At 72.6% G+C, this 19,604-nt stretch carries 16 protein-coding genes, 2 tRNA genes and 1 pseudogene; 10 read left to right on the top strand and 9 right to left on the bottom strand.

All coding sequences use genetic code 11. The features are described from left to right. Positions 1 to 282: 282 nt before the first annotated feature. Both EL245_RS04320 and malQ read left to right on the top strand, forming a co-directional pair. Positions 283 to 513 (top strand): PTS transporter subunit EIIB, encoded by a 231-nt coding sequence (locus tag EL245_RS04320; RefSeq protein ID WP_126382019.1) that lies wholly within the window; start codon positions 283 to 285, stop codon positions 511 to 513. A 300-nt stretch (positions 514 to 813) separates the two neighbouring features. After that, positions 814 to 2,971, top strand: a pseudogene (malQ, locus tag EL245_RS04315) (4-alpha-glucanotransferase). 123 nt (positions 2,972 to 3,094) lie between these two features. On the opposite strand, the gene EL245_RS04310 reads toward malQ, so the two are convergent. Further along, positions 3,095 to 3,556, bottom strand: coding sequence for a PTS sugar transporter subunit IIA (locus EL245_RS04310; RefSeq protein WP_126382018.1), 462 nt, complete (start codon positions 3,554 to 3,556; stop codon positions 3,095 to 3,097). Next, positions 3,553 to 3,783: a glucose PTS transporter subunit EIIB gene (locus EL245_RS04305; RefSeq protein ID WP_126382017.1), complete on the bottom strand. Its 231-nt coding sequence runs from the start codon at positions 3,781 to 3,783 to the stop codon at positions 3,553 to 3,555. Before EL245_RS04305 ends, EL245_RS04310 begins: the two co-directional genes overlap by 4 nt. A 408-nt stretch (positions 3,784 to 4,191) precedes the next feature. Between EL245_RS04305 and EL245_RS04300 the strand changes: the two genes are divergently transcribed. After that, positions 4,192 to 5,478: a PTS transporter subunit EIIC gene (locus EL245_RS04300; protein ID WP_232009922.1), complete on the top strand. Its 1,287-nt coding sequence runs from the start codon at positions 4,192 to 4,194 to the stop codon at positions 5,476 to 5,478. A gap of 132 nt (positions 5,479 to 5,610) precedes the next feature. On the opposite strand, the gene EL245_RS04295 is transcribed toward EL245_RS04300, so the two are convergent. From EL245_RS04295 to EL245_RS04280, 4 genes are all read right to left on the bottom strand, one after another. Beyond that, positions 5,611 to 5,832 carry a DUF6440 family protein gene (locus tag EL245_RS04295; protein ID WP_126382015.1) on the bottom strand — a complete coding sequence of 74 codons (222 nt, stop codon included), beginning with the start codon at positions 5,830 to 5,832 and terminating at the stop codon, positions 5,611 to 5,613. Between the two features lie 9 nt (positions 5,833 to 5,841). Continuing rightward, positions 5,842 to 8,475, bottom strand: a complete 2,634-nt coding sequence (pepN, locus tag EL245_RS04290; RefSeq protein ID WP_126382014.1) for an aminopeptidase N — start codon at positions 8,473 to 8,475, stop codon at positions 5,842 to 5,844. 243 nt (positions 8,476 to 8,718) lie between these two features. After that, positions 8,719 to 9,918, bottom strand: a complete 1,200-nt coding sequence (locus EL245_RS04285) for a hypothetical protein (RefSeq protein ID WP_126382013.1) — start codon at positions 9,916 to 9,918, stop codon at positions 8,719 to 8,721. A gap of 299 nt (positions 9,919 to 10,217) precedes the next feature. After that, positions 10,218 to 12,449 carry a M13 family metallopeptidase gene (locus EL245_RS04280; RefSeq protein WP_126382012.1) on the bottom strand — a complete coding sequence of 744 codons (2,232 nt, stop codon included), beginning with the start codon at positions 12,447 to 12,449 and terminating at the stop codon, positions 10,218 to 10,220. A gap of 85 nt (positions 12,450 to 12,534) precedes the next feature. Here EL245_RS04280 and EL245_RS04275 point away from each other — a divergent pair, with 85 nt between their 5' ends. From EL245_RS04275 to EL245_RS04265, 3 genes are read left to right on the top strand one after another with little or no spacing between them, the layout of a single operon-like run. Next, a complete protein-coding gene (locus tag EL245_RS04275) occupies positions 12,535 to 12,996 on the top strand; it encodes a ribose-5-phosphate isomerase (RefSeq protein ID WP_126382011.1) in 462 nt (153 codons plus the stop codon). A gap of 54 nt (positions 12,997 to 13,050) precedes the next feature. Further along, on the top strand, positions 13,051 to 14,013 hold the full coding sequence (locus EL245_RS04270; protein ID WP_126382010.1) for an Fpg/Nei family DNA glycosylase: 963 nt from the start codon (positions 13,051 to 13,053) through the stop codon (positions 14,011 to 14,013). 22 nt (positions 14,014 to 14,035) lie between these two features. Further along, positions 14,036 to 15,376: an alpha/beta fold hydrolase gene (locus tag EL245_RS04265; RefSeq protein ID WP_126382009.1), complete on the top strand. Its 1,341-nt coding sequence runs from the start codon at positions 14,036 to 14,038 to the stop codon at positions 15,374 to 15,376. A gap of 45 nt (positions 15,377 to 15,421) precedes the next feature. Here the strand turns inward: EL245_RS04265 and epsC are convergent, their stop codons facing one another. The 3 genes from epsC to EL245_RS04250 form a co-directional block, all read right to left on the bottom strand. Continuing rightward, positions 15,422 to 15,997, bottom strand: coding sequence for a serine O-acetyltransferase EpsC (epsC, locus tag EL245_RS04260; protein ID WP_126382008.1), 576 nt, complete (start codon positions 15,995 to 15,997; stop codon positions 15,422 to 15,424). A gap of 127 nt (positions 15,998 to 16,124) precedes the next feature. Beyond that, entirely contained in the window at positions 16,125 to 17,051 is a 927-nt protein-coding gene (gene cysK / locus EL245_RS04255) for a cysteine synthase A (RefSeq protein ID WP_126382007.1), read from the bottom strand. Positions 17,052 to 17,651: 600 nt separating this feature from the next. After that, entirely contained in the window at positions 17,652 to 18,434 is a 783-nt protein-coding gene (locus tag EL245_RS04250; RefSeq protein ID WP_408608390.1) for an IMPACT family protein, read from the bottom strand. A 269-nt stretch (positions 18,435 to 18,703) separates the two neighbouring features. Between EL245_RS04250 and rpmF the strand changes: the two genes are divergently transcribed. The 4 genes from rpmF to EL245_RS13835 all read left to right on the top strand — a co-directional run bounded on the left by rpmF (position 18,704) and on the right by EL245_RS13835 (position 19,503). Next, positions 18,704 to 18,868 (top strand): 50S ribosomal protein L32, encoded by a 165-nt coding sequence (rpmF, locus tag EL245_RS04245; protein WP_126382006.1) that lies wholly within the window; start codon positions 18,704 to 18,706, stop codon positions 18,866 to 18,868. A 34-nt stretch (positions 18,869 to 18,902) separates the two neighbouring features. Beyond that, positions 18,903 to 18,973 (top strand) — tRNA-Gly (locus EL245_RS04240). 51 nt (positions 18,974 to 19,024) lie between these two features. Next, positions 19,025 to 19,101: transfer RNA gene (locus EL245_RS04235), tRNA-Pro, on the top strand. Positions 19,102 to 19,368: 267 nt separating this feature from the next. Next, entirely contained in the window at positions 19,369 to 19,503 is a 135-nt protein-coding gene (locus tag EL245_RS13835) for a hypothetical protein (protein WP_269471401.1), read from the top strand. Positions 19,504 to 19,604 lie beyond the last annotated feature (101 nt).

Below are 19,604 nucleotides of genomic sequence, written 5' to 3'. Positions count from 1 at the left end.
CAACGTCGATGGAGACGGGTGTCACGCCCCATTCTGCACGCCGACAGCGTTCCAGGTCACCTTTCCGCCCTCGGATGAATGACGATTGACATCAATCCGATCCTGGCTCCGCTGTTGCCCGGTCCGCGCCCCGGTGCGGACCCGGTCCCGGCGCGGGCCCCCGCGCTTCGCTGCGGTCGATGATCTGGGATAAAGTGACCTCGAACACGGAACCGACGGCTGCTGCGCGCGTCCCGCCGGGGGCGGTGCACGCAGGGCCTCACCAGGACACGAGGAGCGCATATGAGCATCGCAGCAGACATCGTCGCCGGACTGGGCGGGCGGGACAACATCACGGACCTCGAGCCCTGTATCACCCGCCTGCGCGTCGAGGTCGTCGATCAGGAGAAGGTCGACGAGCGGGCGCTGCGCGCCACAGGCGCCTTCGGTGTCGTGCGTTCGGGGCGCGTCGTCCAGGTGGTCGTCGGCCCTGTCGCCGACACGCTCGCCACCGAGATCGCCGAGCTCGACTGACCCTGGCGCGCCCCCGGTGGTCGCGCGCCAGGGGAGGCGCCCACCGTGCTCGCCCGTGCCTGCCCGTGCAGGAGCCGCGATCTCCGTGAGGACGATCCCGGGACACGCCCCCGCCGGCTGGCATCCGTCACCCACGTGTGAAACCCTTGCAGAAACAACGTGCCCGACCTGCAAGGCCGACCGCAACGCCGCGCCGGACCAGGACACGGGAGGGCACACCGACCACCGTTCCGAGCGACCCCGGCCCCACGGGGGAGCCCCTCGCGTACGCGCGACCGAGCGTAAGGCTGAACCCCTGTCATGACCGAGTCCACCGCCGCACCCGAGCCCGCCAGCGAGCACCTGAGGAGGCTCGCCGAAGCACACGGGGTCTCCACCGAGTACTGGGACTACCACGGCAACCGGGCGGCACCGTCCAGGGCGACCCTCGTGGCCGTCCTGGAGGCCCTGGGCGTCCAGGCCGCCACCGACGAGCAGATCGAGGCCTCGCTGCGCGACGTCGACCTCTCCCCGTGGCGCCACACCCTGCCCCCCCACGGTCGTCGTGCGCGCGGGTCGCACGACGCCCGTACCCGTCCACCTGCCCGACGGCGCGGCGGCGCACGTCCACGTCGAGCTCGAGGACGGCACCCGCAGGCTCCTGTCCCAGTCCGACGACTGGACCCCCGCGCGCACCGTCGACGGCGTGCTCACCGGGCGCGCGACCTTCCTCCTGCCGGCCGACCTGCCTCTGGGGTGGCACCGGCTCGTCGCCGAGATCGGCCAGAGCGCGGTGCGTCCGGCCTTCACCGACGAGGCCTCTCTGGCGGTGACACCCGACCGCCTCGAGCTGCCGGCCTCCCTGGGCAGGCGCGGCTGGGGCGTCATGGCGCAGCTGTACTCGGTGCGCTCCCGCTCCTCCTGGGGCATCGGGGACGCCGACGACCTCGCCGAGCTCGTCAGCTTCCTGGGAGACCAGGGCGCCGACTTCCTGCTCATCAACCCGCTGCACGCGGCCGAGCCCGCCGGGGAGATGACGCCCTCGCCCTACCTTCCGGTCACGCGCCGGTTCGTCAACCCGATCTACATCCGCCCCGAGGCGATCCCCGAGGTCGCCCGCCTGTCCGGGCCGCGCCGATCCCTTGTGCAGTGGGCCCACGAGGAGGTCGCCGCCTCCAACGAGTCCACCGAGCCCATCGACCGCGACGCCGCCTGGAAGGCCAAGCGCGAGGCCCTTGAGGTCGTCTTCGCCGCCGGGCGCCCGCGCTCGCGGCAGCGGTCCTTCGAGCGCTTCCGCGCCGAGCAGGGCGAGGGCCTGGAGCGCTTCGCCCTGTGGTGCGCCCTGACCGAGAAGCACGGTCCCCTCAAGGACTGGCCCGAGACCCTCAAGGACGCCTCGAGCGCCTTCGTGGCCAACGAGGCGCGCTCCTTGTCCGAGCGCATCGACTTCTACGCCTGGCTGCAGTGGGTCGTCGACGAACAGCTCGGGCGTGCCCAGGCCGAGGCCAAGGCCTCGGGGATGTCGCTGGGGGTCATGGACGACCTGGCCGTGGGCGTCCACGCCTACGGGGCCGACGTGTGGTCCAACCCCGAGGCCTTCGCCACGGGCATCAAGGTCGGCGCGCCGCCGGACATGTACAACCAGCTCGGTCAGAACTGGTCCCAGCCGCCGTGGAGCCCGGTGCGCCTGGCGCACAGCGCGTACGCCCCGTTGCGCGACATGGTGCGCACCGTCCTGCGGCACGCCGGCGCGCTGCGGGTCGACCACGTCATCGGCCTGTTCCGCCTGTGGTGGATCCCCGAGGGCATGGGGGCCTCCGAGGGCGCCTACGTGCGCTACGACCACGAGGCCATGGTCGGCGTCCTGCTCCTCGAGGCCCAGCGCGCGGGCGCGGTCATCATCGGTGAGGACCTCGGAACGGTCGAGCCCTGGGCCCGTGACTACCTCGCCAGCCGCGGGGTCCTGGGCACCTCGGTGCTGTGGTTCGAGAAGCAGGGCGACGGCTGGCCACTCCAGCCCGGCGCCTACCGCCACCTCGCCCTGTCCACCGTCAACACCCACGACCTGCCGCCCACCGCGGGCTACCTCGCCGACGAGCACGTCGCCCTGCGCGAGCGCCTCGGGCTCCTGACCGAGCCCGTCGAGCAGGTGCGCGCCGAGGCCCGCGTCGAGCGCGAGCGCATGATGACCCGCCTGCGCGAGCACGGGCTCCTCGAGGACGACCCCTCCGAGCGGCAGGTGGTCGAGGCCCTCCACCGCTACGTCGTGCGCACCCCCTCAGCGCTTGTGGGCGTCGCCCTCGTCGACGGCGTCGGGGAGCGGCGCACCCAGAACCAGCCGGGCACCGACCTGGAGTACCCGAACTGGAAGATGCCCCTGGCGGACGGCTCGGGCGAGGCGGTGCTCGTCGAGGACCTGCCCGACAACGTCCGGCTGGCCAGCCTGCTCGCCGCGGTGCGCGAGGAGCTGGGACGCTGAGTCGCCTCGCCCCCGGGACCGCCGGGGGCGAGGCAGGGTCCTCACCGTCCTCACCCGCCCCGGGGCGCAGGGGCGATGCGTCCCGCCGAGGCCCCCGGTCCGGCGGGGTGCCTGGTCGCGCGCTCAGCCCCAGGTGAACAGGGTCTGCCCGGCCCGCAGGTCGGTTCCCTCGGCGGGCAGGGTGAGATCCTCCTCCGCCCCGTCCAGGGCGATGACGGCCACGACCGGGCTCAGCCCGGCCGCCTCGACCTCCGCGGGCCTCCACGACACGACGGGGTCGCCCGCCTCCACCCGGGCGCCCTCCTGGGCGTGCGTGGTGAAGCACCGGCCCTCCAGGGTGACGGTGTCCAGGCCGAGGTGGACCAGGACGGTGCGCTCGTCCTCGGCGACGACGACGAAGGCGTGCGGGAGGGCCTTGGCCAGCGTCCCTGTCACCGGGGCGCGGACGAGCACGTCGGCCTGCGGGCCACGCTCGGGGTCCAGGGCCGTGCCCGGGCCGACGAGCCTGGCGGAGAAGACGGGGTCGGGCACCGAGTCCAGGGCGACGGCCGTCCCGGCCAGGGGCGCCCGGACGGCCAGGGTCATCGCAGGTCCTCGATGTCCTCCGCGATGGTGTCGGCGTTGGGACCCACGACCACCTGGACGACCGAGCCCACGGTGACCACGCCGTGGGCTCCGGCGGCCTTGAGCGCCGCCTCGTCGACCAGCGACGGGTCCGTCAGCTCGCAGCGCAGCCGCGTGATGCACGGCTCGATCTCGGTGATGTTCTCGAAGCCGCCGAGGGCGGTGACGATCTTCTGCGCCTGGGACATGGTCGGGTCCTTCTGTGTCGGGCGGCCGGGGCCGGGATACGGGCGGGAGAGCGGGTGAGAGCCGGTCAGAGCAGGTGAGACAGGTGAGAGCAGGTCCAGGGGGCGGGGGCTCCCTCGCCCCGTGTGGACGGTGGGTGCGAAGCACTGCTCGCAGTCCCGCCATCGTAAGGCATCGAGTCCGCAACGCGGTGCGTGTGACGTGGCGCCGTGGACGGGCATGACCGAAACTGGTGGGGTCGGGCTCGCCATCGAGCGCGCCTCACGCCGATGACGGCCCACGGCACACCCCCGGTGCCGCGGTACCGCTGCACCATCCCGACAACGGAGGACGACGTGTCTGACAACCAGAGGTCCGGTCAGAGGACAGGCGGGGCCTTCGCCTCCGTCCAGCGCCTGGGCCGCTCGCTCATGCTGCCGATCGCCACACTGCCGGCCGCCGGGCTGCTCCTGCGCCTGGGGCAGGCCGACATGCTGGGTGCCGACGGGCTAGCCGCACGCATGGGCTGGGTCCAGCCCGTGGCCGACGTCTTCGCCGCTGCGGGCGGTGCGGTCTTCAGCAACCTTCCGGTCATCTTCGCCGTCGGCGTCGCCGTGGGATTCGCCCGCAGGTCCGACGGGTCCACCGGGGTCGCGGGGCTGTTCGGCTACCTCGTCTTCCAGGCCGTCCTCGACGCCCTGGCCCCCTTCTGGGGCACCGGGGGCGACGGCAAGGACACCCCCGACACGATCAACTACGGCGTGCTCGGCGGCATCATCATGGGCCTGACCGCCGCCACGCTGTGGCAGCGCTACCACCGCATCAAGCTGCCGGACTGGCTGGCCTTCTTCGGGGGGCGCCGCTTCGTCCCGATCATCACCTCCGGCGCCGCCGTCCTCATCGCCGTGGCCATGGCGGCGATCTACCCGGCCTTCAACTGGCTCATCAACGACCGCCTCGGTGGCTGGCTCATGGAGGCAGGCACCGAGGGGGGCGCGGGCGCCGCCGTGGCCGCCTTCGTCTTCGGTACCGCCAACCGCCTGCTCCTGCCCCTGGGGCTCCACCACCTGCTCAACTCGATCCCGTGGTTCCAGCTCGGATCGTGCACCGACGCCGAGGGACAGACCCTCCACGGGGACCTCACGTGCTTCTTCTCCGGTGTCGAGGGCACGAACGCCTGGACCGGCTCCTTCATGACCGGCTTCTTCCCGATCATGATGTTCGCCCTGCCGGGTGCCGCCCTCGCCATCTGGCGCACCGCCCGGCCCGAGCGGCGCAAGGCCACCGGAGCCCTCATGGTCTCCGTGGCGCTGACCGCCTTCCTCACCGGCATCACCGAGCCCCTCGAGTACGCCTTCGCCTACATCGCCTTCCCCCTGTACGTGATCCACGCCGTCCTGACCGGCCTGTCGCTGGCCCTGGTCAACCTGCTGGGCATCAAGGACGGGTTCACCTTCTCGGCGGGGGCCTTCGACTACGTGCTCAACTTCGGCAAGTCCGCCGAGCTGTCCGGAGGCGCGCTGGCCGGCCCGATCCTGCTCGTGGTCATCGGCCTGGCCTACGGCGTCGTCTACTACGTCCTCTTCCGCTTCCTCATCCTCACCTTCGACTTCAAGACCCCGGGCCGTGAGGACGACGAGACCGACTCCTTCTCGGCCGCCCAGTCCGCGGCGGCGGAGTCGACCGGCAAGAAGGACCAGGAGGACCGTGCCGGCTGAGCCTCAGCCCTCCGGCTCCCGTCCGTCCCGGTCCTCGCCGGCCAGGACGGCCCCAGGCCCCGCAGGAGGGTACTCCTGCGGGGCCTGGGTGCTGGGTGCCGCGGCCTCGTCTCACCGGTGCCGCACCGGTTCCTACCGCGTGGTGGCCGGCTTGTCGTCAAGGACGACCGGCTTGCCCTCGGCGTCGAGCAGCGGGCTGAGCCCGGTGCCGTAACCCCACGAGGTCAGGAGGTAGCACACCCCGGTCTGGCGGTCCCTGAGGACGACGTCCTGGATCGTCGTGCCGGGCACGCGGCCCCGGGAGACGGTCTCAAAGCGGTCGTTGGTGGCGGTCTTGTTCTTACGTTTGAACATGACACGATCCTACTGCCGGAGACCGAACCCGTCCGTCTTGTCCGAGACCCGGTCGCGCTGCGCGGCCTCGCAGGCCTGGGCACCGGCGACACGCAGGGTGTCGTCGAGGTTCTCCCTGACGATCCTGCGGAAGGCGGCCGGCGCCTCGGGGTGCGCGGCCAGCCACGCCTCGAGGGCGGCGGCGGGTGCGGAACCCGGCAGGCCGACGGTGGCGCAGGACCACAGGCCGGACAGGAGGTTCTCCGCCATGTGGAAGGTGCGCGAGGCCCAGATGCCCTCAGCGGCCTCGACGTAGGCCTCGACGTAGGGCACGAGCAGCTCGGGGGAGCGCTCGACCGAGCCGAAACCGGCCAGGACACGGACCTGGGTCTCGTTGGGCATCGACTCGTCCTCGACCAGGGCGCGCCAGGCGCGGGCCTTGGCCTCGGGCGTGGGCACCGCGGCCCGGGCCTGGGCGGCGCGCTCGCGGCCGGTGGTCGTGCGGTCCGCCTCCTCCTCGGCAGCGATCTGCTCCTCACCGGCCCGCCCCGCGGCGACGAGCCCGGTGAGCAGCTCCCAGCGCAGGTCCTGGTCGACCTCGAGGCCCTCAAGGACGTCGCTGCCCTCGAGCCAGGCGGCCACGGCGTCGAGCTGGTCGTCGGTGACCGCGTGAGCGGCCACCGCCCGGGCGAGCTGGAGCTGGGCGTCCGAGCCGGGGTCGGCCTGCCGGGCCAGCTCGAGCAGCGCCTGCGCGGCGCCGGGGGCGGCCGCGGCACGGTCAGCGGGAGGCAGGTAGAGGCTCAGGCAGGTCCTCACGCGTCCCAGCAGGCCCATGACCACCGAGGAGTGGGTCTCGACCCTGAGGGCCGCCAGGGCCGCCTCGAGGTAGCGGGAGGCGGCGAGCTCGCCGTCGCGCACCATGTCCCAGGCGGCGGACATGACGACCGAGCGGGCCAGCGAGTCGGTGAAGTCCGCCACGTGGGTGAGGCCGGCGTCAAGGGACCGCGGGTCGAGACGAACCTTGGCGTAGGTGAGGTCCTCGTCGTTGAGCACGAGGACGTCACCGCGCCGGGTCCCGACAAGCTCGGGCACCTCGGTGCGTGGGCCGTCGACGTCGAGCTCGACCCTGCCGGTCCGCACGAGCACCCCGTCGGCCAGGCTGTAGGAGCCGATGACCACCCGGTGCGGGCGCAGGGAGGCAGGTGAGGCCTCGGGCACCTCCTGGAGGATCGCCGCGGAGGTGATGACGCCGTCGCCGTCGGTGCTCAGCTCGGTGCGCAGCGTGGTCACCCCAGCCTCCTGGAGCCACAGCCTCGTCCAGGTCGACAGGTCGCGGCCGCTCGTGGCCTCGAGCTCGGTGAGCAGGTCGGACAGCTCGGCGTTGCCGTAGGCGTGGGCGGCCAGGTAGCGGGCGATCCCAGCGAAGAAGTTGTCCCGGCCGACGTACCCCACGAGCGCGGCGAGCACCGAGGCGCCCTTGGCGTAGGTGATCCCGTCGAAGTTGACCTCGACGTCGTGCAGGTCGTTGATCTCCGCGGCCACCGGGTGGGTCGAGGACAGCTGGTCCTGGTTGTATGCCCAGCCCTTCTCCAGTGCCTGGAAGGTGGTCCAGACCTCGGTGAACCGGGTCGTCTCGGCCGTGGCGAGGGTCGAGGTGTACTCGGCGAAGGACTCGTTGAGCCACAGGTCGTTCCACCACCGCATCGTGACGAGGTCGCCGAACCACATGTGGGCCAGCTCGTGGAGGATCGTCACGGCACGACGCTCGACGCGGGCCTCGACGGGGCGCGAGCGGAAGACGTAGTCGTCGCGGTGGGTCACGCAGCCTGCGTTCTCCATCGCCCCCGCGTTGAACTCGGGCACGAAGACCTGGTCGTAGGTGGTGAAGGCGTAGGGGGTGCCGAAGAGCTCCTCGTAGTAGGCGAAGCCCTTCCTCGTCATCGACAGGATCTCCTCGGCGTCCAGGTGCTCGCGCAGCGAGGCCCGGCAGTACACGCCCAGCGGCACGACCCGGCCGTCAGGGGCGACGTACTCGTCGGTGACCCCCTCGTAGGGGCCGGCCACGACGGCCGTGACGTAGGAGCTCATCGGCTCGGTGGGGGCGAAGGCGAACAGCGAGGCCGGCTGACCGTCCTGGTCGGTGACGGCGGTCGGCTCGGGGGTGGCGGAGTTGGAGAAGACCGTCCAGCCCTGCGGGACGGTGACCGTGAAGGTGAAGGAGGCCTTGAGGTCGGGCTGCTCGAAGACCGCGTAGACGCGGCGGGAGTCGGGGACCTCGAACTGGGAGTACAGGTAGGTCAGGCCGTCGGCCGGGTCGGTGAAGCGGTGGAGGCCCTCGCCGGTGTGCATGTAGGCGCAGTCGGCGACGACGACGAGCTCGTTGTCGGCCTCGAGGGCGTCCAGTGCGATACGCGAGTCCTCGTAGACCTCGGCAGGGTCGAGGGGCCGACCGTTGAGGACCACCGAGTGGACCGTGGGGGCCACGAGGTCGATGAAGGTCGAGGCGCCGGGTGCCGCGGTGAAGCGGGCGGTCGTCGTCGACCTGAAGGTCGCGCGCTCGGGGTCGGTGGCCCCGCTCAGGTCGAGGACGACGTCGTAGCTCGTCGTGGTCAGGAGGCCGGCGCGGGTGGCCGCCTCCTCGCGGGTCAGGTTCTGACCGGGCATGCAAGCTCCTTAGCTCTGGTCTCCGGGTTGACGGGGGATGACGACGGGATCGGCGCGCTCCCTGTGGCGGCACGTCGTCGTGCGCAGGAGCGGCCGAGGCCGCGCACATCCTCTCACTGAGCGGTCGTCGCACGAAAACGAGCCCGGCCGGGAGCGCCAGGAGGCAGGTGGAGACAGCGCCGCGGCCCGGGTGCGCAGCGTCGGCTGCGCACCCGGGCCGCGGGTACGGGGTGCTAGGTCCGGTCAGGACCTGCGCCGCGTCGACAGGACCGCGCCGGAGGCCACGAGGCCGGCGGCCACGACGACCAGGCCGAGGCCCGCGCCGGTGTTGGCCAGCTCGGTGGTCGTGCGGGTCGTCGTCCGCGAGGCGGGCCTGGCCGCGGCGGTCACCGTCGTCGTCGTGGTCGTCGTCGTGGCGGTGTCGCCGAGGTTGGCGCCCTCGCCGACCTGGTACCAGCCGTTGGTCACCGTGATGGGCTTGCTCGTGAAGCCCTCGCCGTAGCGCGAGCCGGCGGCCTCGATGACGTAGCGGCCGTCGGGGACGGCGGGCATCGGGCCGCTGCCCGTGATGCGGCCGTCGGCGTCGGCCGTGAGCGCGACCATGTCGTACCGACCGGCGCCGTCCTGGCTGACGATCGTGAAGGTGACGGTCTCGCCGGGGGTGAAGCCGGTCATGTTGATGTCGTAGGTCTGGGTGTCGTGGACGCCGTCGCCGTTGGTGTCCGAGGAGATGATGCTCGCGTCACCGTCGACCGTCGTCCCGTCGAGGTAGACCTGGTGGCTCTGCGTCTGGGTCTGCGCGTTGGTCTCGGCGCACTGGGCCACGAGGTGCCACGGGTCGGTGTTGGTGTCCGCCCCGATCTCGGCCACCGCGGCAGCGATGTCGATCGTCGCGCTCCACGTGCCGTCGGCTGCGGCCTCGACGAGGACCGCCGTGCTCCTGGTGCCGGTCGGCTCGTGGACCAGGGCGACGGCGACCTGGCCCGCGGCCCCGTCCGTGACCTGGCAGCCGGTGCCCGACAGGGTCAGGGAGGTGGTCGCCGGGTCGATGACGGCCGAGTCCAGGTCGTTGACGGCGAAGGCCCCCGAGGAGGGTCCGGTGGTCGTCGTCGCGGTGGCCTCAGGGCTCGGGGTGGCGGCCTCCTCGGTGGCGTCGTCGCCGGCGGCGTCGGTCGCGGCCTGCGTGGCGTCATCGGCGGAGGTCGCCTCCGCGGTGGGGGAGGCGGTCTCGGATGCCTGAGCCGTCGCGGTGGCCTGCGCCGCGGCATCGGCGGCGGCGTCAGTCGCCGTGGCGGTGGCAGTGGGAGTGGCGGTGGCGGTGGGCGTGGCGGAGGCCGTCGCCTCAGCGCCGGTGGAGTCGGCAGCGGCAGGGGCCGCCAGGGCGAGGCCCGAGGCGACGAGCGCGGCGGCGCCCGCGGCGGCGATGGAGCGTCCGAGACGCATGTGGTCCTCCAAGAGGGATGATCGGGAGTCGAGCACGTGGCGCTGGGAGGCGCCGGACACCGGCAAGTCTTGCTCCGATCACAGAAAGATCACAAGTCGACTGAATGTGACCTAGAGAACACGAACTGAGTCGATGGTCTCAGGAGTCACACCAGTCTCATCGGACACGCTCCGCGTGCCCGCCGCCCCCGGACTGGGACGGAGGGCCCAGCCTCGGACCGACGGGACGGGGCCCGAGGGGGTGGTCGAGCCGCGCAGGGCCCGCCGCTGCCCGTCCGTCCCGGCGGGCTCGAGCCCGGTCACCAGATGCTGACCCGCTCCTCGGGGTCGAGCCACAAGGCGTCTCCGCGGTCGACGTCGAAGGCCTCGTAGAAGGCGTCGACGTTGCGCACGATCCCGTTGCAGCGGAACTCCCCGGGGGAGTGGGGGTCGATGGTGAGCAGCAGCTCGGCGTAGTCGTCGCGGTTCTTCCCCCTCCAGATCCTGGCCCAGGAGTAGAAGAACCGCTCGAGGGCGCTCAGGCCGTCGATGACCGGGGCCTGGGCGAAGGACTCGACGCCCTGGCGGGCCAGGGCCATGCGGTAGGCCTTGAGGGCGATGCCCAGTCCACCCAGGTCACCGATGTTCTCCCCGATCGTCAGGGCGCCGTTGACGTGGGGGACCTCCTCGACGGGCGTGCCGGAGGCCTCGGCCCTGCGCACGAGGGAGGCGGGCCGGTAGAGGTCGTACTGGGCGATGAGCGCGCGGGTCCGCGCCGAGAACGCCTCCCGGTCCTCGGCGGTCCACCAGTCGGCGACCTTGCCCGTGCCGTCGAAGGTCGAGCCCTGGTCGTCGAAGCCGTGGCCGATCTCGTGACCGATGACCGCGCCGATGCCAGCGTAGTTGACCGCGTCGTCGGCATCGGGGTCGAAGAAGGGCGGCTGGAGGATCGCCGCCGGGAAGACGATCTCGTTCATCGTCGGGTTGTAGTAGGCGTTGACCGTCTGGGGGGTCATGTGCCACTCGAGCCGGTCCACCGGGCTGCCGAGCTTGCCCAGCGTCCGGGCCAGCTCGCAGGCCTCGGCGCTGCGCACGGAGGCCAGGACGTCGCCGGGGGTGACCCGCACCGCCGAGTAGTCCCGCCAGCGCTCGGGGTAGCCGATCTTGGGCGTGAACAGCTCGAGCTTGTCCAGGGCGCGGCGGCGGGTCCCGGGGCTCATCCACTCCAGGGAGGCGATGGACTGGCGGTAGGCCTCGAGGAGGTCGGACACGAGCGTCTCCATGCGCGCCTTGTGCTCCGGGGGGAAGTGGCGCTCGACGTAGACCTCGCCCAGGGCGTGGCCCATCGTGGCCTGGACCAGGCCCACCGCACGCTTCCACCGCGGGCGCAGCTCCTCGACGCCCTGGAGCGTGCGGGAGTAGAAGTCGAAGTTCTCCTCGACCAGGGCCCGTGACAGCAGCGCGGCGCGGTCGTGGACGACGTGCCACGCAGCCCAGGCCCTGAGGTCCTCAAGACCGCTGTCCTGCCACACCCGGGCCATGTGGGGCAGGTAGTCGGGCTGCTCGACGATCGCGGTGGCCAGCAGGCCGCGCAGCCCGGTCCCGGCCTGCTCGGCGGCCTCGGCCATGCCCGCCCGCCACTCCTCCCACGGGAAGCCGGGGGCGGAGGCTGTCAGGGCCTCCCAGGTGCGCGGGTTGTTGATCTTCTCGATGTCACGGCAGGCGACCCGGTCCCAGTGGCCCTGCGCCAGGGCGGTCTCCACGGCCATGACGCGGGCGGCGGGCTCGACGGAGCCGTCCGTGCCGGCCTCGGTGACCGCCTCGGCACGGGCCGTGGCGCCGGCACCCGGCGCGTCCGTCGCGAGGGCCCCGGGCCCGCCCAGACGCTCAGGCACGCCCGCCAGGTCGAGCATCCGGGCCACGTGCGCCGTGTAGGCCTCACGCAGGGCGGCGTGCGTCTCCTCCCGGTAGTAGGACTCGTCGGGCAGGCCGAGCCCGGCCTGCCCGAGGTAGGAGGTGTAGGCCTGAGGGTCGTTGAGGTCGACCTCGACGTCGGCGTCGAGCGGACCGGTGAAGCCGATGGCCAGCCGTGCTCCCAGCACCCTGGCCAGGCTTTCCTTGTCCGGGGCCCGCAGGACCGGGTCGAGCTCGACCTCAAGAGGCCGGACCCCCAGGGCCTCGACGCGGTCCTCGTCGAGGAAGGAGGAGTACAGCGCGGCGATCTTGGAGGCGCTCCCGACCGGCTCCTCCTCCGGGCCGGCCCCGTGGGAGGCCAGCTCCTCGAGCAGGTCCCTGCAGGCCTCTTCGGCCTGGTCCCGCAGCACGTGGAAGGAGCCGGTCGAGGGGCGGTCGGCCGGGATCTCGGCGGTGTCGAGCCAGGAGCCGTTGACGTGGCGGAACAGGTCGTCCTGCGGCCGCACGCGCGGGTCGGCGGCCTCGGTCTCGAGGACGCCTGCCAGCACGGTCGGGGCGCCGGGCTCCGTGGCGGCTCCGACGGTGCTGGTGGTGCCGGTGCTGCCTGGGGTGCCGGTGGTGCCTGGGATGTGAGCCATGGTGTCAACCTAGCGGCCCTCCTGCCCGACCCACCGTGCCGGACTCATCGCGCACGCAGGTGTTCGCGTGAGGCACAATCCGACCATGCGCGTTCACATTGCCGCCGACCACGCCGGATTCGACCTCAAGTCGGCCCTCACCGAGCACCTGAGCGCCCAGGGGCACGACGTCGTCGACCACGGCGCCTTCGTGTACGACCCGGCTGACGACTACCCGGCCATGTGCATCGAGGCCGCCGAGGCGGTCGTGGCCGACCCCGGCAGCCTGGGCATCGTGCTCGGAGGCTCGGGCAACGGCGAGCAGATCGCCGCCAACAAGGTCGACGGGGTGCGCGCGGCGCTGGCCTGGTCGGTGGAGACCGCGGTCCTGGCGCGCCAGCACAACGACGCCAACGTCGTGTCGCTGGGCGGGCGGATGCTCAGCCTCGAGGACAACCTCGCGATCGTCGACGCCTTCCTGGCCGAGCCCTTCAGCGGGGACGAGCGCCACGCGCGGCGCATCGGGCAGCTGGCCGACTACGAGCGCCGGGTCCACCAGGGAGCCTGACCCACCGCCTGGTCGCGTCCTCGGCCCCGCCCCGCGGTGGGGTAGCGTGCCGGCATGCCCGAGGGTCACACCGTTCACCGCCTCGCCCGTGCCCTGGCCGAGCTCTACGGCGGACGACGCCTGGCCGCCTCCTCGCCCCAGGGCCGATTCAGCGCGGGAGCCGAGCGCATCGACGGTCAGGTGCTCCTCTCGGCGACGGCCCACGGCAAGCACCTGTTCGCCGCCTTCGGGCCGCAGGCCGACATGTCGATCGAGGACGGCGCGGTCACCTGGCTGCGGGTCCACCTGGGCCTGTACGGCTCGTGGACCTTCGACGGCGACGAGACCTTCACCGCGCCCCACGCCATCGGGGCGCCGCGGCGGCGCGTGGGCGAGCGGGGCGAGCAGGCCCTGGATCCGCAGGACCGGCGGGCGGGCACAGGCCCGCAGGCCCTCGAGCCGGTGGGGCGGTGGCGTCCCCCCGAGCCGCGTGGGGCGGTGCGCCTGCGGCTGGAGGGGGAGCACGGGGTGGCCGACCTGACCGGCCCCGCGGCCTGCGAGCTGCTCGACGCCGAGGCGGTAGCCGCCGTGCGGCGCCGACTCGGTCCCGACCCCCTCGACCCGGCGGCCGACCCGCAGCACTTCCTCGACGGTGCGCGTCGGCGCCGCACCCCGGTCGGCGAGCTCGTCATGGACCAGTCGCTCATCGCGGGGGCGGGCAACATCTACCGCGCCGAGGTCCTCTTCCGCGCGGCCCTCAGCCCCTTTACCCCGGGCAGGCAGGTACCCGAGGACAGGCTCCGCCTCCTGTGGGAGGACCTGGTCGTGCTCATGGGGCGCGGGCTGGAGACCGGGCGGATCGTCACCGTCGAGGAGGCCGACGTCCCTGACCCGCTGCCCGAGGACGACTCCGAGGCCGGACGCTGGTACGTCTACCACCGGGCCGGGCGGCACTGCCTGCGCTGCGGCGGGGAGGTGGGGCAGGCCGAGGCCGCCGGTCGGAGGCTCTTCTGGTGCCCGAGCTGTCAGGAGCGCTGAGGCGCGGTCGTACAGTGTCGCCGTGAGCACCGCGAACCTCCCCACGACGCCCCCGACCACCCCGCTCGGCCCCGGGCCCAGCGCTCTGACCTCCTCGGCGTGGTCGGCCGCCACCGCAGGCCTGCTCACCCGCACCCACCTGCTCAAGGTCCCGGTCGACCGCTCGGGGGCGGGCGACCGCCTGGCGGACGGGTCGACCACCCTGACCGTCTTCGCCCGCGAGGTCGCCCTGGCGGGCGCCGACCCGCTGTCCAAGCCGCCGCTGGTCTTCCTCCAGGGAGGACCAGGATTCGAGGCGCCGCGTCCGAGCCCGGACGCCGGGCTGTCCTGGATGGGGGCCGCCCTGGAGCACCACCGCCTCATCCTGCTCGACCAGCGGGGCACCGGCCGCTCGACCCCGCTCGACCGTCCCGACGCCGGCGGCAGCGCCCGCGCGACGGCGCGCCTGCTCACCCACCTGCGCTGCGACGAGATCGTCGAGGACTGCGAGGACCTGCGCCGGGCCCTGGGCCTGGAGAGGTGGAGCGTCCTGGGCCAGTCCTTCGGCGGCTTCTGCGTGACCCGCTACGTGTCGGCCCACCCCGAGTCCCTCGAGCACTGCTACCTCACCGGGGGACTGCCCGCGGTCGGGCGTCCCATCGACGAGGTCTACGCCCTGACCTACGAGGCGATGCGCCTGAAGTCCGAGGACTACTACGCCCGCTACCCCGCCGACCGCGACCGCGTGGCCGGCCTCATGGAGGCTGCCGCGCGCGGCCAGGTGCGTACGCTCGCCGGTGACCGTGTCGGCCCGACCCGGCTGCGCGGCCTCGGGACGCTCCTGGGTGGCGCAGGAGGCGCCGACCGGCTCCACTACCTCCTCGAGCTCGACCCGCGCTCGGCGGCCTTCCGCGCCGACCTGGCTGCCGCCCTGCCCTTCTCGGGGCGCAACCCCCTGTACGCCGTCGTCCACGAGTCCTGCTGGGCCGACGGAGGGGTGACGGGGTGGGCCGCCCAGCGCGTGCTGCCCGCGGCCTTTAAGGACGACCCGACCCTCCTGACCGCCGAGCACATGAGCCGCCAGGCCCTTGAGGAGGACCCGGTCCTGGCTCCCTGGCGGGATGTCGCCGAGGAGCTCGCCGCCCACGAGTGGGGCGGGCTGTACGACCCCGAGGCGCTGCGTGCCGCGCGGGTGCCCGGTGCCGCGGCCGTCTACGCCCGCGACGTCTACGTGCCCGTGGAGACCTCCCTGGCCACCGCCGCCCTCATGCCGACGCTGCGCACCTGGGTGACCAGCGAGTACGAGCACGACGGCGCGCGCGCCTCCGCCGGAGCCGTCTTCCGCCGGCTGCGCGGCCTGGCCACCGGGGTGCTCCCGCGCTGAGGGGCGGCCGGCCGCGCCCGGCGGCGCGGCCAGGGCCGCGGGGCCTCAGATGTAGATGGTCGGGTCGAGCATGAGCTCGGGGTCGGTCCGGGGGTCGCGCACGCGAGCCGGGACGCCGACCCCGACGTGGTCGGCGGGCAGGTTCTTGACGAGCACCGCGTTCGCGCCGATCTTCGCGTTGTCCTCGACCGTGACCGGCCCCAGGACCTTGGCGCCCGCCCCGATCTGGACGTTGTTGCCGATGGTCGGGTGACGCTTGCCGGGGCTCATCGACACCCCGCCCAGCGTGACCCCGTGGAACATGAGGACGTCGTCGCCCACCTCCGCGGTCTCGCCGATGACCACCCCCATGCCGTGGTCGATGAAGAAGCGTGAGCCGATCGTGGCGGCAGGGTGGATCTCGATGCCGGTCAGCCCGCGGGCGGCCTGGGCCAGGGCGCGTGCGGCGAAGGTGTGGCCCGACTTCCACAGGCGGTTGGCGGCGCGGTAGGCCCACAAGGCGTGGACCCCCGGGTAGAGCAGCGCGACCTCGATGTTCGAGCGGGCCGCGGGGTCACGGCGGCGCGCCGTCTCCAGGTCCTCGCGAGCGAGCTTGAGCAGGGAGCGGTCGGGGGCGGACATGGGTCTCCTCAGCGTCATCGGCGTGGCCGCAGGGCGGGCGGACGGGGCGGCCGTGCCGACGGGGCCGTGCCGCACAGTGAACCACGGCGGCGGCGCCCCTGTTCCCGGTGCGCCGCCGCCGACGGTCTCAGTTGAGGTACTCGGCGTACAGCGGGGTGCTCAGGTAGCGCTCACCGGTGTCGGGCAGGACGGTCACGATCGTCGCGCCCTCGAACTCGGGACGCTGGGACAGCGCGTCCGCGGCGGCCAGGGCGGCGCCGGAGGACACGCCCACGAGCAGGCCCTCCTCGGCGGCGGCGCGACGGGCGTAGGTGAGGGCCTCCTCGGAGGAGACGTGAAGCAGCTCGTCCCAGATCCCCTGGTCCAGGACCTCGGGGACGACGTTGGGGCCGATGCCCTGGATCTTGTGCGGCGCCGCGGTGCCCTCGGCCAGGAGCGGGGACTCGGTGGGCTCGACGCCGAAGATCTTGGCCTCGGGCACCTCCTGGCGCAGGACGGTGCCCACGCCGGTGAGCGTGCCACCGGTGCCGATACCCGCCACGAAGACGTCGAGGCGGCCCTCGGTGGCGCTGAGGATCTCGCGGGCGGTGGTCTCACGGTGGACCTTCGGGTTGGCCGGGTTGGAGAACTGGGAGGCCAGGATCGAGTTCGGGGTGGCCGCCTGGATCTCCTCAGCGCGCTTGACCGCGCCGGCCACGCCCCCCTCGGTGGTCAGGACGAGCTCGGCGCCGAAGGCGCGCATGATGGCGCGACGCTCCTTGGACATCGTCTCGGGCATGGTGATGACGACCTTGTAGCCCAGGGCGGCGCCGACCATCGCCAGGCCGACGCCGGTGTTGCCGGAGGTGGCCTCGACGATCGTGCCGCCGGGCTTGAGCTCGCCGGCCTCCTCGGCCGCGCGGACGATCGACAGGGCGATCCGGTCCTTGACGCTGCCTGCCGGCTCGAAGGCCTCGACCTTGGCCAGGACGGTGGCGGGGCCGGAGATGACCCGGTTGATCTTGACGAGCGGGGTGCCGCCGACGAGGTCGACGATGCTGGGGGCGTAAGCCATGGGTGTACTTCCTTCGCTGGGTGGTCCCGTGGTGTGCGGGTGGTTGGGGCTCGGGCGCAGGTGCCCGAGAGTCGTGCGGGCGCCGTGCTCGGCGCGGACGGGTCGCGGCCGTCGTGATCGAGGTGGGGCAGGCGTTCCGGCTCCCGCTGGGCGCGCTCGACCGTTGTCTACTCACCGGCCGCGGCCGTCGGTCGGGGTGCGCGCCGTCGTCATGCGGTCGTGCGCGACCGTGTGCAGGAAGGTGCGGGGGCTGGCGAGGAGTGGTGACGGGGGTGCCCCGAGCGCCGGGCATGCGCGCAGCGACGCGCGCACTGTGTCAAGGCCAGGCGCCCTATCGACACAGACAGCAGGAGGGGGACATCGTGCGCATGATGCCGTGGGCCATCATGGGGTCCTCCCGTCCTGCTCGGTCCTGCCGCAGCGGCAGGGGCGTCGTTGTGGCAGGAACATAACGCCCTCGCACGCCGATGTGTCAAGTCATCGCTACAAGAGGAACGGACCTGTCGGGGCCGGTGGCTGGGGCCGGCGGCCGGCGGCCCCGACAGGTCCGCGGCGCGCGGGGCGGCCCCGCTCAGGCGGGCGGTGCGACCGACAGGCGGCTCAGTCGGCAGGCAGCTCGAGGACCCGGGTCCCGGCCGGCGCAGGACACGCCCGTCCCCGGGTCAGGGAGGAGACGAGAGCGGCCAGGGCGGCGGCGTCGGCATCGTCGCTCGACACGAGCAGGACCGCCTCCGAGGCGCCCCACGTGGTCCCCTCCACCCCGATGCCCGCCGGGGCGGCCGACTCGCCGGGCCGCTGCTCGCCGCGGGCGCGGAGGCCGGCCTCGAGCCTGCCCGCCTCAGCGACAGGGACCCGCACCTCCCACAGGTGCCGGGTGGTCATCCGCACACGGGAACAGGCCTCCAGGGCACGGGCCGTGGCCTCGGAGTAAGCGCGCACGAGGCCGCCTGCACCCAGGAGCGTCCCGCCGAAGTAGCGGGTGACGACGACGACCGTGCAGCCCAGCCCCGAGCCGCGCAGCACCTCGAGCATGGGCTGTCCCGCGGTGCCGGGGGGCTCGCCGTCGTCGCTCGAGCGCTCGACGGTCGCGGCTGCCTGGGCACCGGGCCGGCCGACGATGAAGGCATGGCAGTGGTGCCGGGCGTCGGGGTAGCGGGCACGGACCGAGGCGATGAAGGCGCGCGCCTCCTCCTCGCTGTCAGCGCGGCAGGCCCGCCCCAGGAAGTGGGAGCGCTTGACCTCCAGGTCGATCTCGGGCTGCTCACCGCGCGCGACGGTGAGCATCTCGGCGGCCGCCGGGGCGGCCGGCCAACCCTCGGACGGAGCCGTGACCGGCTCATGACCCGTGGTGGGGCCGGGCCTGGAGGACGCGTGAGAGGGCACGGCCTCATGGTGGCACGTGCTCGAGGTCGGCGTGCGCCGCCGGGAGGAAGGCAGGCAGGGGTCGGCTTGGGACGGGCGGCGCAGGTGCTCGGGCCGCACCTGGGGTAGGCTAGTCGTCGTCGATGGCCTGACGGGACTCATCTCACATGGGTGAGCGCACGCCTCGGCTGGAACGCCTGCGACCCAAGAGGTTAGGGTGTCCCCTGGCCCAGTTTTCGACCGATCGGCTCTACCGCTGATCCCTAGGACTTTGTGAGAGGAGCGGGCTCATGGCAGTGCCGAAGCGGAGGATGTCCCGCAGCAACACGCGTCACCGTCGTTCGCAGTGGAAGGCCGAGCTCACCGAGCTCGTCACCATCCGCGTCGCCGGCCGCGAGATCACCGTGCCTCGTCGTCTGACGAAGGCCTACAAGACCGGACTCATCGAGTACTGAGTCCTGTCACGCGGGTCCGTGAGGGCTCGTCATCGCGGGTGTAGCTCAATGGTAGAGCCTCTGCCTTCCAAGCAGATTGCGCGGGTTCGATTCCCGTCACCCGCTCGGTGACGACGCGGCCGCCCCGGAGAACCGGAGGCGGCCGTCGTCGTCGCACGGGGTATAGCGCAGCTTGGTAGCGCGCCTGCTTTGGGAGCAGGAGATCGTGGGTTCAAATCCCGCTACCCCGACCATCTCGAGGGGTGATCCGCCTGGTTGGCGCCCCGTGCACCTGTGCACCCGTGCCCCACCGTGTTCGTACCCTGCGTGTCGAGACCGCACCTCTTGGGTGCGACCACAGTGCACACGGTACGAACCGGTTGAGGCGGGCTCTGGGTTATGCGTCGGTGACGGGGATGTCGGTGAGGCGGGCTGCGGCGCGGGGCGCGTTGGTCACAGCCTCCTATGATCTGTTGCCCCAGACGGTGGGGAACTGGGCCGTCAGTTACGAGAAGGACCATATGAGCCAGGCCAACGAAAAGGATACCGCCGAGGGTGCCGAGATCAGAGGACTGAGAGCCCAGCCCCACGAGCTGCGACAGGAGCACGAGTTCCCGAAAAATGCGGTGGCGTTGCTTGCGCAGGAACAGCGATGAGCGACTAGTAGAAGATCGTCAACCTCGAGGAAAGCAGATATCCTGTTGTCTCCATGTGTCGCTGGGACAAAATGTTCAAGTCCGGATACTACTCCAGGCTC

The organism is Actinomyces howellii (assembly GCF_900637165.1).
In the GTDB taxonomy this organism is placed as follows: Bacteria; Actinomycetota; Actinomycetes; order Actinomycetales; family Actinomycetaceae; genus Actinomyces; species Actinomyces howellii.
Note: the sequence above shows the minus strand (reverse complement) of the source record. Positions and strands in the feature narration are given on the sequence as shown.